Genomic DNA, 13,221 nt, shown 5'->3' with positions numbered 1-13,221 from the left:
CGGCCGCCCCGCCCCTGTGCGAGGGGGTCGAGCCATGGGGCGCGGCCGGGCTAAGGCCAAGCAGACGAAGGTGGCGCGCGAGCTCAAGTACAGCTCGCACGAAACCGACTTCGATGCTTTGCAGCGCGAGCTGTCCAGTAGTTCCTCGGAAGACAGGCACGAGGACGACAAGCGGTTTGACGACGACCCGTACGACGGGTACGACGACTACCGCCGCTGAGCAACGCGTGACACGCGAGGGTGGATCCGGGTTTGCCCGGGTAACCGCCCTCGCGTGTCGCGTGCTGCCCAAAAACGAGGAGGTGCCATGTCCGACGTAGAACGAGTAGGTGTCATCGGAGCCGGGCTCATGGGCTCCGGCATCGCCGAGGTGCACGCACGGGCCGGTCTGGACGTGATCGTCACCGAGGTGAACCAGCCGGCGCTGGACTCCGGGCGAGCGCGGATCGAGAAGTCGCTGCAACGCGGGGTCAAGAACGGGAAGCTCTCGCAGGAAGACGCCGACGCGGCGCTCGGACGGCTCCGCTTCACCACCGAGATCGGCGAGTTCGCCGACCGCGACCTCGTCATCGAGGCCATCCTGGAACAGGAGCAGGCCAAGGTCGAGGTGTTCCGGTCGCTGGACAAGATCGTCGAGCGTGAGGACGCGGTGTTCGCGTCCAACACCTCGTCGATCCCGATCATGAAGCTCGGGATGGCCACCGGCCGCCCGCAGCAGGTGGTCGGCATCCACTTCTTCAACCCGGTCCCGGTGCTGCCGCTCGTCGAGCTGGTGCCCTCGCTGCTGACCAGCGACGACACCGCCCGCCGCGCGGAGGAGCACGCGACCACGGCGTTGAGCAAGACGGTGATCCGGTCGCAGGACCGCGCCGGGTTCATCGTGAACTCGCTGCTCGTGCCGTATCTGCTTTCGGCGATCCGGATGATCGAGTCGGGCTTCGCGTCGGCGGAGGACATCGACCGCGGTATGGAGCTGGGCACCGCGCACCCGATGGGCCCGCTGCGGCTTTCGGACCTGATCGGCCTGGACACCATCAAGGCGATCGCGGACTCGATGTACGCCGAGTTCAAGGAGCCGCTGTACTCGTCGCCGCCGCTGCTGCTGCGCATGGTCGACGCCGGCCTGCTCGGCAAGAAGACCGGCCGCGGCTTCTACAGCTACTCCTGATCGACCCGTCTTCCTACGCGTTTAGTCCTCTGGATGCGGTTCTTGCACGCGCAACTACCGCATTCAGAGGACTAAACGCCAGGGCCCTAGACTCGGAGGCGTGGGACAGGGACAGCTGCGCGTGGGTCTGGTCGGTGCCGGTCCGTGGGCGAAGACGGTGCACGCGCCGGGCCTCGCCGATCACCCCGGGGTGACGTTGCGCGCGGTCTGGGCCAGGCGTCCTGAAGCCGCGAAGGAGCTGGCCGAAGCACACGGCGCGCAGGCTGTCGACAGTTTCGACGAGCTGCTCGACCAGGTGGACGCGGTCGCCTTCGCGGTTCCGCCCGCCGTGCAGGCGGAGCTGGCGGTCAAGGCGGCCGAGGCCGGAAAGCATCTGATCCTGGAGAAGCCGATCGCCGCGGATCTCGACGGCGCGCGACGGCTCGCGGACGCGGTGGAGGCCGCGGGTGTGGCCGCCCTCGTGGTCTTGATTTTGCGTTTTTCGCCGATGACCCGCGAGTGGCTCGACGGCATCAAGGAAGCCGGCGGCTGGCGGGGCGGTGGCGCGCGATGGCTTTCGGGTGCACTGCTCGGCGGTCAGTATCAGTCGTCCGCGTGGCGGCATGACTCCGGCGCGCTCGCCGACATCGGTCCGCACGCCCTCGATCTACTGGACGCGGCGCTCGGTGAGATCACCGACGTGCTCGCCGCGCATCGGACCGATGACGATCTGTGGCAATTGCTGTTAGCCCACGAGGGTGGCGCGACCAGTACGGCGACCTTGTCGCTGCGGTTGCCGATCCAGCCGACGGTCGTCGAAGTGGCCGTTTACGGCGAGCACGGTTACCGCACTTTGGGCCGCAAGCCGGGCGCCGCAGGCGAGTCGTACACCGCGCTCCTGGACGATTTCGCCGCCATGGCCGCGAGCGGGACGACCTCGCACCCGTGTGACGTGCGTCGTGGTCTGCACCTCCAGAAACTGCTCGAACACGCGCGGCGGCTCGCCGGACACGGCAAGTAGTACACAGGTCACTCACAAGGCTTTTCCTTGTGCGATAACACCTTCTTCCGGTTACTTCCAGATCTGTCCACAGGTTGTCCACAGGCCTCCTTTGTGGACGGTCCAGCGCGAAAAAGATCACCTCTTAGTGCGGTCACTCCGCCATGCCGAGTTGATCTTGTGATGCGAAGGTGATCTTGGGCGCTCCGGAAAGGAAGGCCATGGGAGAGCTGCTCCGTGCTTTCGGCGCGATGATCCCGTTGACGATCACCGCGATCCCGTACGCGTTACTCGGCTGGCCGCTGCTCGCGGCGCATCGACGACGGCGAAGACAAGCCGACCGCTTCTGCGCGTCGGCGACGGCCGCCGTCGACATGACGCTCGCGCTGGGCTGTTTCCTGGTGTTGTGCCTGGTCACGATGCCGGTGGCCGGCGCGCAGGCCAGCAGGCTCAGCCTCGAACCCGGCACCGACCTGCGTCTCGTCCTGAGTGACAGCGCCAACCTCTGGCAGGCGCTGGGCAACGTCCTCATGCTGAGCCCGCTCGGCGCGCTGCTTCCGGTGCGCTCCCGCCGCTTGCGTTCACTGTTCCGGATCGCGCTGGGCGCGCTGGCCGTGTCGGTGCTGGTGGAGGGCACGCAGTATCTGATCCAGGCCGGCCGGGTGACCTCCATCGACGACATCCTGCTGAACACGCTGGGCGCGGTGGCGGGTGCCGCGGTGAGCAGACGGCTGTGGCACCGCCTGGACGTCCGGCCGCCGGTGAAGATCCCGGTGCAGGTGCGGCGGGTCTGTGACGCCCCCGTCCGGCTGCGGGTCCCGAGATCGGTGTGGGACGAGCGGTATTCGAGCATCGCGCATCCGCAGCGGAGATAAACGGTTTGACCGTCGTGCGAGAGTGATCACGAAAGCCCTACGTACCGAGCAGTGTCTTTTCAAGAAAGAGGGATGCCTCATGCCTGACGCCTTCGGTGGCGTCGGCACGAGCTAGCCGGCGCATACGCCAGCTCCACCACGCACGCGGGTCCTCCCGTGCGTCTCTTTCTTCTGCCCGAAAGGCTTTCCACCAGTGCTTTCCGAGACGATTCGTGCTTTGCAGTCCTACATTCGCCTCACCGCGGCGAAGTTCCGGGAGACCGAGCGGATCGGGCCGTTCCTGGCGACCTTCACGGCCGGGAACGACCACATGTTCCTCAACTACGCGATCCCTGACGACGGCGACGTCCCCACCGCGGACGACGTCGCCGCGCTCACCGAGGCGTTCCGCGAGCGCGGGCTCGTGCCGCGTCTGGAGTTCCTCACCGAAGCGGTTCCGGCTGCCGAGGCCGTGCTCCTCGAGTGCGGTTACACGCTGGAGCGGCGGGTTCCGCTGATGATCTGCACTCCGGGGCAGGTCGTCGAACAGCCGGTTCCCACCGGGATCACGCTAGTCACCCCGAAGACACCGGCCGAACTCCGGCGGATGATCCGGGTACAGAACGTGGCGTTCGGCGAGCCCGACCCCGGCGAGCACGTCGAGCCGACGCCGGATCAGCTGAGCGGCGACACCCTCTCGGTGATGGCCGTGACCGAGTCCGGCGAGGTCGTCGGCGGCGGGGTCGCGACCGAGATCCTCGACGGCGCGACGGAGGTCGCCGGGATCGGGGTGCTCGAGGAGTACCGGAGCCGCGGTATCGCGGCGGCGATGACGGAGTACCTGACGCGTGAAGCTCACGCGCGCGGCGGCCGGTCGGTGTTCCTGACGCCGGGCGCCGGGCAGGCGGAACGCGTCTACGGCCGGGTCGGTTTCAAGACCGCGGCCGAGTGCGTGCATCTGTCAGTCGTCTGAGTAGCCACCGCGGCGTGACTTCTTGACCTCGCCGCGGCGTTTCTTCGACGCCAGGCGGCGTTCCTTCGAACCTCGGGAAGGTTTGGTGGGACGCCGCTTGGCGGCCGGCGGCGCCGACGCGTCCAGCAGCAGCATCATCAGCCGGGCGCGCGCGGCTTCCCGGTTCATCAGCTGGGAGCGGTGTTCGGACGCGGTGATCGTGACGACGCCGTCGACAAGGCGCGACGAAAGCCGGTCCAGCATCCGGGCCCGGAGATGGTCCGGGATCGAAGCCGAACCGGCCACGTCGAAGGACAGTTCGACCCGCGAGTCCGTGGTGTTCACGCCCTGCCCACCCGGACCCGAAGACCGGGAGAACCGTTCGCTCAATTCGGCACCCGGGATCACGAACCGGGTGCCGACCACCATGTCATCAGCCACGGACCCAGTGTTCCACCAGCGCCAAGAGAATATTCAGAAGCGCGGGTGGTCACCGGAAAGCACGGCGCGGGGGCCGTCCGGATCTTCCGCGGGCTGCACGTCGCCGAGGATCCACGCCGGCACGTGCCGCGCGGTCAGCATCGCCAGCGCCCGGTCGACGTCGTCGGCGCCGGCGATCGCGACCATGCCGACGCCCATGTTGAACGTCTTCTCCAGTTCGGCGCGCTCGACCTTGCCGCGGTGGCCGATCAGCGCGAACACCGGCGCCGGGGTCCAGGTGCCGCGTTCGAGCCGCGCGACCAGGCCGCGCGGCATGACACGGGCGAGGTTCTGCTCCAGGCCGCCGCCGGTGATGTGCGCGAACGTGCGGACGTCGGCCTCGGCCGCCAGCGCGAGGCAGTCCTTCGCGTAGATCCTGGTCGGCTCCAGCATTTCCTCGCCCAGCGAGCGGCCGAACTCCTCGACGTGCCCGTCGAGCGGCATGCGCGCGATTTCCAGCAGCACGTGCCGGGCGAGCGAGTAGCCGTTGGAGTGCAGGCCGGACGAGCCGAGCGCGAGGACGACGTCACCGGGGCGGACCCGCTCCGGGCCGAGCAAGTTCGACTTTTCGACGACGCCGATGCCGGTGCCCGAAAGGTCGTAGTCGTGCTCGCCCATCAGGCCGGGGTGCTCCGCGGTCTCGCCGCCGAGCAGCGCGCAGCCCGCCTGGACACAGCCTTCGGCGATGCCGCCGACCAGTGCCGCGATCTTCTCCGGCACGACCTTGCCGACGGCGATGTAGTCCTGCATGAACAGCGGCTCGGCGCCGGTGACGACCAGATCGTCGACGACCATCGCGACCAGGTCGATGCCGACCGTGTCGTGCTTGTCGAGCGCCTGCGCGACGGCGATCTTGGTGCCGACCCCGTCTGTCGACGAGGCGAGCACCGGCTCTTTCCACTTGTCCAGCTTCAGGGAGAACAGTCCGGCGAAACCGCCGACCCCGCCCATCACCTCGGGCCGCGTGGCCCTCTCGGCGTGCGGTTTGAGCAACTCGACGGCTTTGTCACCGGCGTCGATGCTGACGCCGGCGGCGGCGTACGTGGCGCTCGTGGACTCGCTCACGGAAGCGGACTCCAACTCTGGAAGAAAGGAAATCGGGCTAGGGACGCCGGATGGCGTCTTCAGCACCGTACCCGGCGGGGCTGACGGGCTTCGCCGCGCCATTGACCGAGTCCAGGCTCTCCAGCAGGTGCTTCCCGATCAGCGCGTCTTCGGGGAGCGCGATCGGGTACTCGCCGGAGAAGCACGCGGTGCACAACCGCGACTTCGGCTGCTCCGAAGCCGCGACCAGCCCGTCCAGGGAGATGTAACCCAAGGTGTCCGCACCGATGGAGCGGCGGATGCCGTCGAGGTCGACGCCGTTGGCCACCAGTTCGGCGCGCGAGGCGAAGTCGATCCCGTAGAAACACGGCCAGCGGACGGGCGGCGACGCGATGCGGACGTGCACCTCGAGCGCGCCCGCCTCCCGCAGCATGCGGACCAGCGCGCGCTGGGTGTTGCCGCGGACGATGGAGTCGTCGACCACGACGAGCCGCTTGCCGCGGATGACGTCGCGCAGCGGGTTCAGCTTCAACCGGATGCCGAGCTGGCGGATGGTCTGCGACGGCTGGATGAAGGTGCGGCCGACGTAGGCGTTCTTCACCAGGCCGGTGCCGTAGGGAATGCCGGAGCCCTGCGCGTAGCCGATGGCGGCCGGGGTGCCGGATTCGGGCACCGGCATGACCAGGTCGGCGTCGGCCGGATGCTCGACGGCGAGTTTGCGGCCGATCTCGACGCGGGTGGCGTGCACGCTGCGGCCGGCGATCGAGGTGTCGGGGCGCGCCAGGTAGACGTACTCGAAGACACAGCCCTTGGGCTCGGGGTTCGCGAACCGAGAGGAACGCAGGCCCTCCGCGTTGATCGCGATGAGCTCACCCGGCTCGACCTCACGCACGAACGAAGCACCGCAGATGTCGAGTGCGGCCGTCTCGCTCGCGACCACCCAGCCGCGTTCGAGCCTGCCGAGCACCAGCGGGTGCACGCCGTGCGGGTCACGCGCGGCGTACAAGGTGGACTCGTCGGCGAAGACCAGGCAGAAGGCGCCCTTGAGGGTGGGCAGCAGTTCCAGCGCGGCGGCTTCGATGCCCTTGTCGGCGGCGTTGGCCGCGAGCAGCCCGCACACCAGGTCGGAGTCGCTGGACGAACCGGTCAGGCCCGCGTGCGGTTTGAGCCCGGCTTCGACCGTGCGATCCCGCAGTTCGGCGGTGTTGACCAGGTTCCCGTTGTGCGCGAAGGACAGGCCGCTGCCGGTGGCGGTGGTGCGGAAGATCGGCTGCGCGTTCTCCCAGATGGTCGCGCCGGTGGTCGAGTAGCGGCAGTGGCCGACGGCGATATGTCCTTGCAGCGACTGCAGGACCTGCTCGTCGAACACCTGGCTGACCAGGCCGAGATCCTTGAAGACGACGATCTGCGAACCGTCGGAGACCGAGATGCCGGCCGCCTCCTGGCCGCGGTGCTGAAGTGCGTAGAGCCCGTAGTAGGTCAGCTTCGCGACCTCTTCTCCGGGCGCCCAGACACCGAAGACGCCGCATTCCTCGCGGGGTTCCGGATCGGGCTGGTCGGTCACGGGCTGTCCGGCGACGGACGGGTCGGAAACCACCGAGGTGCTCCCAGGGAGAAGAGGGCAGGCCACCACCAGTCTAAACGGTGAGCCGGAGATCAACGCGCCGCGCGACGTGGCACTGGACACGCTTCGAGTGATGACCGTGAGTGACGAGCGGGTGTCAAGGCCCGGCACTCACGACCCCCGACCAGCCGACCGCTCCCCCTCGACAGAGGCGGTCGACTGTGCATAGGGAGTTGGTTCAGCCCGCGGCGAGCCATTTGGACGTGCCGCCGCGGCCGGGGACCCAGCAGCCCTTGGCCGCGGTCTCCGGAAGGAACAGCGCGCCGGGAGTCCGCTCGTCCGGGAGCGCGAGCAGTGCCGTCAGCACCGTCGCCGCGTCGCCGGCGGACCGCCACAGCCAGACCGCGGGCTCGAGGATGTCCTCCTCGGTACCGGGCATGCGGGTCGCGACGACGTCGTCCTCGGCGTTGAGCCGGACCACGTCGACCACGTTGTCGTGGACTCGCACGCCGACCACGGCCATGACCTCGCCGTTCGCGTCGCACGGGTGCACGAACTGGTACCCGCGGTGGATCAGTTCCTGCAGGCCGCTTTCGATGTCGGTGATTTCCGCGGTGATGGTGTCACCCGAGAACGTCATCGAATTCGCCGTCCTTGGCGCCCGCGAGGAACGCGGCCATCTCAGCCTGGGTGTAGATCAGGGCCGGACCGGTCGGGAAGCGCGAATTGCGCATCGCGATCTCGCCGGACGCGAGCGGTGCCACCTCGACACAGTTGCCGATGGCGTTGCTGTAGCTGGCTTTGCGCCACTGGGCACCGGTAAGACGATCGGCCGGGATGCCGTTGTCGAACTGTTCAGCCATTGTCCCCACCTTCCCCGACAGAAGACTTCGGGCGATGCATCTGCATGTGCATTTGCCTGTGATCCCAAAGTTAGCACGTGTGACTGCAGCGGTAAATGCACGTGCAGAAGTTTTTGCAGAATTCGCATGCGGTGATGACTTAAGTCCTCGGCCGTCCCACTAAAGCGTGACGACCGCAGCCCCCGATGGGTGAACAACTACCGTTTGTGGTCGAACTTTCGGGTGCAGGCAAGGAAACCCCGGTCGTCACCGCGACGGCGGGAGAACACCACAACGGTGAGTGGCTCAGATTTCGGCGCGGCGCTTCATCAACATCTGGCGGCTGCGGTCCGGCGTCTCCGCGTCGACCGCGAGCATGTCCAGCGCCCGGCTGTACCGCTCGATCTCGTCGCGCTTGTCGATGTAGTGCGCGCCGGTCAGGTACTCGGTGTAGGCGATGTTCGGCAATTCCTCTTCGGCGAACCTGAGCAGCGAGAACGCGCTGTCGGCGGAGTAGCCGCTCCGGTCGTACGGGAGGACCTGCACCGAGATGTTCGGCTGCTGGATCATCTCCAGCAGGTGGTCGATCTGCGCCTTCAGCACCTCGCGGTCGCCGATCGGGCGGTAGAGCACCGACTCGTCGAGCACCAGCCACAACCGCGGCGCGTCCGGCCGGGACAGCATCTTCTGCCGCCGCATCCGCAGCGCGACCCGGCGGTCGATCTGCTCGTTGACCATGTCCTTGCGGCCGTGACTCATGATCGCCCGCGCGTAGTCCTCGGTCTGCAGCAGACCCGTGACGTACAGCGGCTCCCACACCTGGATGCGAGCCGCCGCCTCTTCGAGCCCGACGAGGTCGTTGAACCAGCTCGGCATCAGGTCGCCGTAGCGGCGCCACCAACCCGGCTCGTTCGACTCCTTGACCATGTCGAGGAACTGCTGCCGCTCACCGGGATCGGTCATCCCGTACATGGTCAGCAGATCGGCGACGTCGCGTTCCTTGAAGCCGACGCGGCCCAGTTCGAGACGGCTGATCTTCGATTCGGAACCCCGGATGCTGTAGCCGGCCTCCTGGCGCGTGATGCCCGCGTCCTCACGCATCCGCCGGAGCTGAGAGCCGAGGATCATCCGCCGCGCGGTGGGACCCAGGGACTGCTCACCGCCAGGCGGGGTGACCGCGTTCATCGACCGGGGACCTTTCGTAAGACGACACTCACAGGGGAACAAGCCGATTACTGAAAGTACACGTTTGGACCTCGACACGACAGGGACGGCTCGGTTTACCGGTCGCGTACGTGGTTCTACTCTACGTAGAGCCCGAGACTTCCGACACAGTTTTGTGAGGTTCAAGATGCCCGACGCCCCGCCCCGGACGGAACGAGTGCCTGTGGGTGTCGACCCGACGCGGGCAAGCATCGCCCGGGTGTACGACGCCTTCCTGCTCGGCAAGGACAACTACGAGATCGACCGGGAGGTGCTGCGCAAGGTCCAGCAGGCGGCCCCCGAGGCGCAGGACCTGGCGACCGAGAACCGCGGCTTCCTCATCCGCGCGTGCCGGTTCCTCGCCAGCCAGACGGGCATCACGCAGTTCCTCGACCTCGGATCCGGCCTCCCGACCGCCGAGAACACGCACCAGGTCGTGCAGCGGATCAACCCGGAGATCAAGGTCGTCTACGTCGACAACGACCCGGTCGTCCTCGCACACGGGCGCGCGCTGCTCGAAGAGAACGAGAACACGCACTTCGTGTCGGACGACATCTTCGAGCCGGAGCGGATCGTCGACAACCCGGACATCCGGCGGCACATCGACTTCACGCGGCCGATCGCGTTGCTGCAGCTCGGGACCCTGCACCACTACAACGGGCCGCACGACGAACCGGCCAAGATCATGAAGAAGTACATCGACGCGCTGCCGTCGGGTTCGTACGTGGCGATCTCGCACTTCTCCGACCCGCAGGACGAACTGTCCGAGATCGCGCGCAAGATGGAGGAGTTCTTCATCCACAGCCCGATGGGGTCCGGCACCTTCCGCACGAAGGCCGAGATCGAGGAGCTGTTCCACGACCTCGAGATGGTCGAGCCGGGCGTCCAGCTGTGCGCCGACTGGTGGCCGGACGGCCCGCGGATCAAGGAGCTGAACACGGCTCAGCGGACGATCTCGGGCGGCATCGGCCGGAAGGCTTAAGCCCGCCCCCAGCTGCTATGAACGGTCCGTTCCTTGCAAATTTCGCAAGGAACGGACCGTTCCTCGCATGCCGGAGCGGGTTCAGAGGCGCACCAGCGGCAGCCAGCGGGCCAGATCGGCCCTGCTCCCGGAGGCGGTGACCCGCCCCGATTCGACGGCGTCGGCCCAGCCGAGCAGCCCGGTCGCCAGTTCCAGCCACGTGCGCGGATCCGTTTCGACGACGTTCGGCGGCGTCCCGCGCGTATGGCGCAATCCTTCGACACACTGCACAGCCGCGAACGGCGGCACCCGCACTTCGACACTCTTCCCCGGGGCGTCCCCGGCCAGCGTCCGCAGGCTCAGCCGCACCGCCGCGGCCAGCTCCGGACGGGCCGGTTCCGGACCGGATCCGCTCAACCAAGGGGAAATCGCCGCGATCGCGGCACGTAACTCAGCGGGGTCGACCGAACGCGAAGAGGCCATGGGAGAACAGTAGAGTGAGCGCGAACAAACCTTCAGGCACCCGGAACGTGGGGATGGCGATGGCGCAGCGGGACGAGGCGGATCGGTTGGCGTCGAGCCCGGCGGGCAAGCGGAAACAGGCCAAGCCGAAGATCACCGAAGAGATGCGCGCCAACGCCAGGGCCAACCCGAACAGCTGGCTTTATGTCATCGACGAGGCCTTCGATCCCGACGGCCCGGTGCCGTCCTGGGCGGTCGTCGGCGCGTACCCGGTGAACGGCGCGGGCGAGATCGTCGAGGACTTCCACCCCAACGACCGCTACCGCCCCTCGCCGAAGGCGCTCGGCTTCCCGGAGCCGCGCAACGAACTCGAGCAGTTGCTTCAGCTGGTGCGCACGAACCACCGCCCGGCCGCGGATCTGCCCCGGGTCATCCTCGACTCGACGCTGTTCGTCTACGCGCTTTCCCCGGTGCAGCGCACGGTGATCGGCTTCCACAACACCGACGGCAAGGTGCTCGTGCCGGCGTACACGGCGAAGGCGCTGGTCCCGCGCGAATGGCCGCATGCCCGCGCGGTGCTGGGCCGGGACATGGTCCCGCTGCTCGCCGGGCACCCCGTGACGATCAATCCCCACGACCGGCTCACCGCGATCATCCCCTCGGAGCACCTCGACAAAGCCCTTCTGGACGAGCGTCGTTGAGGTCCGATTAACCCACTCGGCCCAATTTTTTCGGCCTGCAGGCCACTCTTTCGGGTGATGTTCGAGTCGCTGATTCCCTTTCCGCGGGGGATCGTGGCGACGTGATGAGTCGCAGAGTGTGTTCAAAAGGCTGGGGGGCCGTCCTCGCGGCGGGGGTTCTGCTGCTCGCGCAGACCCCCGCCGTCGCACGTGAAAGCGGGCCCCGATACGACGGGGCGGAGGAGCACTACGCCGGTTCGCAGATCGCGCTGCACGAAGGCGTCAATGTGTCGGTGGGGCCGCTGTACGGCGGCGAAGCGCAGACGCTCGGTCACGACGTCAGCGGACATCAGGGCGACGTCGACTGGCCCGGAGCCGCCAGGACCGGCGCGAAGTTCGTCTACGTGAAGGCGACCGAAGGCACCGGCTTCGTCAATCCGCGGTTTCCCCAGCAGTACAACGGTTCCTACGGTGTCGGCCTGATCCGCGGCGCGTACCACTTCGCCCGCCCCGACATCTCGGACGGCGCCGCGCAGGCGCACTACTTCGTCGACCACGGCGGCGGCTGGTCCGGTGACGGCAAGACGCTGCCGGGCGCGCTCGACGTCGAGTACAACCCTTACGGCGAAACGTGTTACGGCAAGACGCCGGCGCAGATGGTGGCGTGGATGGCGTCGTTCGCGGAGACCTATCTGTGGCGGACCGGGCGGCATCCGGCGATCTACACGTCGACGAGCTGGTGGAAGCGCTGCACCGGCAACAGCAACGTGTTCTGGCAGAACCCGTTGTGGCTGGCGCGTTACAACACGGAGATCGGCGAGCTGCCCGCGAGCTGGAAACACCAGACCATCTGGCAGTTCTCGAACAAGGGCAGCCTGCCCGGCGACCAGAACTGGTTCAACGGCACGGTCGACCGGGTGCGCGCGCTGGCCGTCGGCTGAGCGGTCCCCCGAGTGGGTGTTACAAGATCACATAACCCGACCTAGTTGGAAATGAAAATCACCCACGCGTAGTACCAATTTCACGGAAGTTAGTGACAAACCCGGCACTCATCGTCAACAATCGTGCCCGGACGGCTACCACCTGCAAGGTCGCCGTCCTCAGCGAGGGTTATCCGTGAAGGGATTGTCGTAATGCGCACTTCCCGAAGAATCACCATCGCCGTCGGCTCCGCGCTGCTCCTGCTCGGCAGCACGGTCCAGGCGTCGGCCGCCCCGTCCCCCGAGATCATGTCGATCGAACAGGATCTCCAGCAGAACGACCACACGATCGGATCGCAGATCCGGCGTGTGGAAGGCGACACCTCCACCCCGGAATCGAAGGCCAAGGCCGCGCAGCCGCAGCCGGAGGCCGGGGTGCTCGCGACCGTCGCGGGCATGGACGTGGCCAGCTATCAGAAGAACGTCGACTGGGCCTACTGGTGGGGTCAGGGCAAGCGCTTCGTGTGGACGAAGGCCACCGAAGGCACGAGCTACAAGAACCCGTACTTCGCCCAGCAGTACAACGGTTCCTACAACCAGGGCTTCATCCGCGGCGCGTACCACTTCGCCCTGCCGAACGTCTCCAGCGGTGCGGCGCAGGCGGACTTCTTCATCAACAACGGCGGCGGCTGGTCCAAGGACGGCAAGACCCTGCCGGGCGCGCTGGACATGGAGTACAACCCGTACGGCGCCACCTGCTACGGCTTGAGCCAGGCTTCCATGGGGGCATGGATCCGCGCGTTCCACGACCGCTACAAGGCACGCACCGGCCGCTGGCCCGTCATCTACACCTCGACGAGCTGGTGGAGCACCTGCGTCGGCACGTCGCAGAACTTCGGTGGCACCGTCCCGCTGTGGATCGCGCGGTACGCGTCCACCGTGGGCACGCTGCCGTACGGCTGGAGCTTCTACACCGTGTGGCAGTACACCTCCAGCCCGCTCGACCAGAACACCTTCAACGGCGCCTATGACCGTTTGCAGGCACTGGCCAACGGCTGAGCTGCGCATTCCGTGAAAAGGCGGCTCCCGGCCTCGGCCGGGAGCCGTTTTTT

The 13,221-nt window shown here is 67.3% G+C and carries 16 protein-coding genes; 9 read left to right on the top strand and 7 right to left on the bottom strand.

Annotation, left to right across the window (positions count from 1 at the left end):
* Positions 1–34: 34 nt before the first annotated feature.
* The 5 genes from DMH03_RS06355 to DMH03_RS06335 all read left to right on the top strand — a co-directional run bounded on the left by DMH03_RS06355 (position 35) and on the right by DMH03_RS06335 (position 3,974).
* A complete protein-coding gene (locus DMH03_RS06355; RefSeq protein WP_125784884.1) occupies positions 35–220 on the top strand; it encodes a DUF3073 domain-containing protein in 186 nt (61 codons plus the stop codon).
* An 87-nt stretch (positions 221–307) separates the two neighbouring features.
* Entirely contained in the window at positions 308–1,168 is an 861-nt protein-coding gene (locus DMH03_RS06350) for a 3-hydroxybutyryl-CoA dehydrogenase (protein WP_125784883.1), read from the top strand.
* Positions 1,169–1,268: 100 nt separating this feature from the next.
* Positions 1,269–2,168, top strand: a complete 900-nt coding sequence (locus tag DMH03_RS06345) for a Gfo/Idh/MocA family protein (protein WP_125791004.1) — start codon at positions 1,269–1,271, stop codon at positions 2,166–2,168.
* Between the two features lie 200 nt (positions 2,169–2,368).
* The gene (locus DMH03_RS06340) at positions 2,369–3,022 is read left to right on the top strand and encodes a VanZ family protein (RefSeq protein ID WP_125791003.1); all 654 of its coding nucleotides are present in this window, start codon (positions 2,369–2,371) and stop codon (positions 3,020–3,022) included.
* Positions 3,023–3,215: 193 nt separating this feature from the next.
* Positions 3,216–3,974 (top strand): GNAT family N-acetyltransferase, encoded by a 759-nt coding sequence (locus tag DMH03_RS06335; RefSeq protein ID WP_125791002.1) that lies wholly within the window; start codon positions 3,216–3,218, stop codon positions 3,972–3,974.
* On the opposite strand, the gene arfB is transcribed toward DMH03_RS06335, so the two are convergent.
* The 6 genes from arfB to DMH03_RS06305 form a co-directional block, all read right to left on the bottom strand.
* Complete coding sequence (gene arfB / locus DMH03_RS06330) at positions 3,963–4,382, bottom strand: alternative ribosome rescue aminoacyl-tRNA hydrolase ArfB (protein WP_125791569.1); 420 nt, start codon at positions 4,380–4,382, stop codon at positions 3,963–3,965. The two genes, DMH03_RS06335 and arfB, sit on opposite strands and share 12 nt — an antisense overlap.
* A 45-nt stretch (positions 4,383–4,427) precedes the next feature.
* On the bottom strand, positions 4,428–5,498 hold the full coding sequence (gene purM, locus DMH03_RS06325; RefSeq protein WP_125791001.1) for a phosphoribosylformylglycinamidine cyclo-ligase: 1,071 nt from the start codon (positions 5,496–5,498) through the stop codon (positions 4,428–4,430).
* 37 nt (positions 5,499–5,535) lie between these two features.
* Positions 5,536–7,074, bottom strand: a complete 1,539-nt coding sequence (gene purF, locus DMH03_RS06320; RefSeq protein WP_125791000.1) for an amidophosphoribosyltransferase — start codon at positions 7,072–7,074, stop codon at positions 5,536–5,538.
* Between the two features lie 205 nt (positions 7,075–7,279).
* Complete coding sequence (locus DMH03_RS06315; protein WP_125790999.1) at positions 7,280–7,681, bottom strand: hypothetical protein; 402 nt, start codon at positions 7,679–7,681, stop codon at positions 7,280–7,282.
* Complete coding sequence (locus DMH03_RS06310) at positions 7,665–7,904, bottom strand: DUF397 domain-containing protein (RefSeq protein ID WP_005152616.1); 240 nt, start codon at positions 7,902–7,904, stop codon at positions 7,665–7,667. The genes DMH03_RS06315 and DMH03_RS06310 overlap by 17 nt, the downstream gene beginning before the upstream one ends.
* Before the next feature lie 285 nt (positions 7,905–8,189).
* A complete protein-coding gene (locus DMH03_RS06305) occupies positions 8,190–9,068 on the bottom strand; it encodes a helix-turn-helix transcriptional regulator (RefSeq protein WP_125790998.1) in 879 nt (292 codons plus the stop codon).
* A gap of 202 nt (positions 9,069–9,270) precedes the next feature.
* Between DMH03_RS06305 and DMH03_RS06300 the strand changes: the two genes are divergently transcribed.
* Positions 9,271–10,068: an SAM-dependent methyltransferase gene (locus DMH03_RS06300; RefSeq protein ID WP_199748685.1), complete on the top strand. Its 798-nt coding sequence runs from the start codon at positions 9,271–9,273 to the stop codon at positions 10,066–10,068.
* 81 nt (positions 10,069–10,149) lie between these two features.
* Here DMH03_RS06300 and DMH03_RS06295 read toward each other — a convergent pair whose 3' ends face one another.
* Entirely contained in the window at positions 10,150–10,530 is a 381-nt protein-coding gene (locus DMH03_RS06295) for a sterol carrier family protein (RefSeq protein WP_034312575.1), read from the bottom strand.
* 53 nt (positions 10,531–10,583) lie between these two features.
* Here DMH03_RS06295 and DMH03_RS06290 point away from each other — a divergent pair, with 53 nt between their 5' ends.
* The 3 genes from DMH03_RS06290 to DMH03_RS06280 all read left to right on the top strand — a co-directional run bounded on the left by DMH03_RS06290 (position 10,584) and on the right by DMH03_RS06280 (position 13,168).
* Positions 10,584–11,210, top strand: coding sequence for a type VII secretion system-associated protein (locus DMH03_RS06290; protein ID WP_125791568.1), 627 nt, complete (start codon positions 10,584–10,586; stop codon positions 11,208–11,210).
* A 104-nt stretch (positions 11,211–11,314) separates the two neighbouring features.
* The gene (locus DMH03_RS06285) at positions 11,315–12,130 is read left to right on the top strand and encodes a lysozyme (RefSeq protein ID WP_199748764.1); all 816 of its coding nucleotides are present in this window, start codon (positions 11,315–11,317) and stop codon (positions 12,128–12,130) included.
* Between the two features lie 192 nt (positions 12,131–12,322).
* Positions 12,323–13,168, top strand: coding sequence for a lysozyme (locus DMH03_RS06280; RefSeq protein WP_125784874.1), 846 nt, complete (start codon positions 12,323–12,325; stop codon positions 13,166–13,168).
* The last annotated feature ends 53 nt before the right edge of the window (positions 13,169–13,221 follow it).

The sequence above is a fragment of the Amycolatopsis sp. WAC 01376 genome (assembly GCF_003947415.1).
In the GTDB taxonomy this organism is placed as follows: Bacteria; Actinomycetota; Actinomycetes; order Mycobacteriales; family Pseudonocardiaceae; genus Amycolatopsis.
The sequence above is the reverse complement of the archived record's forward strand: the minus strand, read 5'-3'. Positions and strand labels throughout refer to the sequence as shown.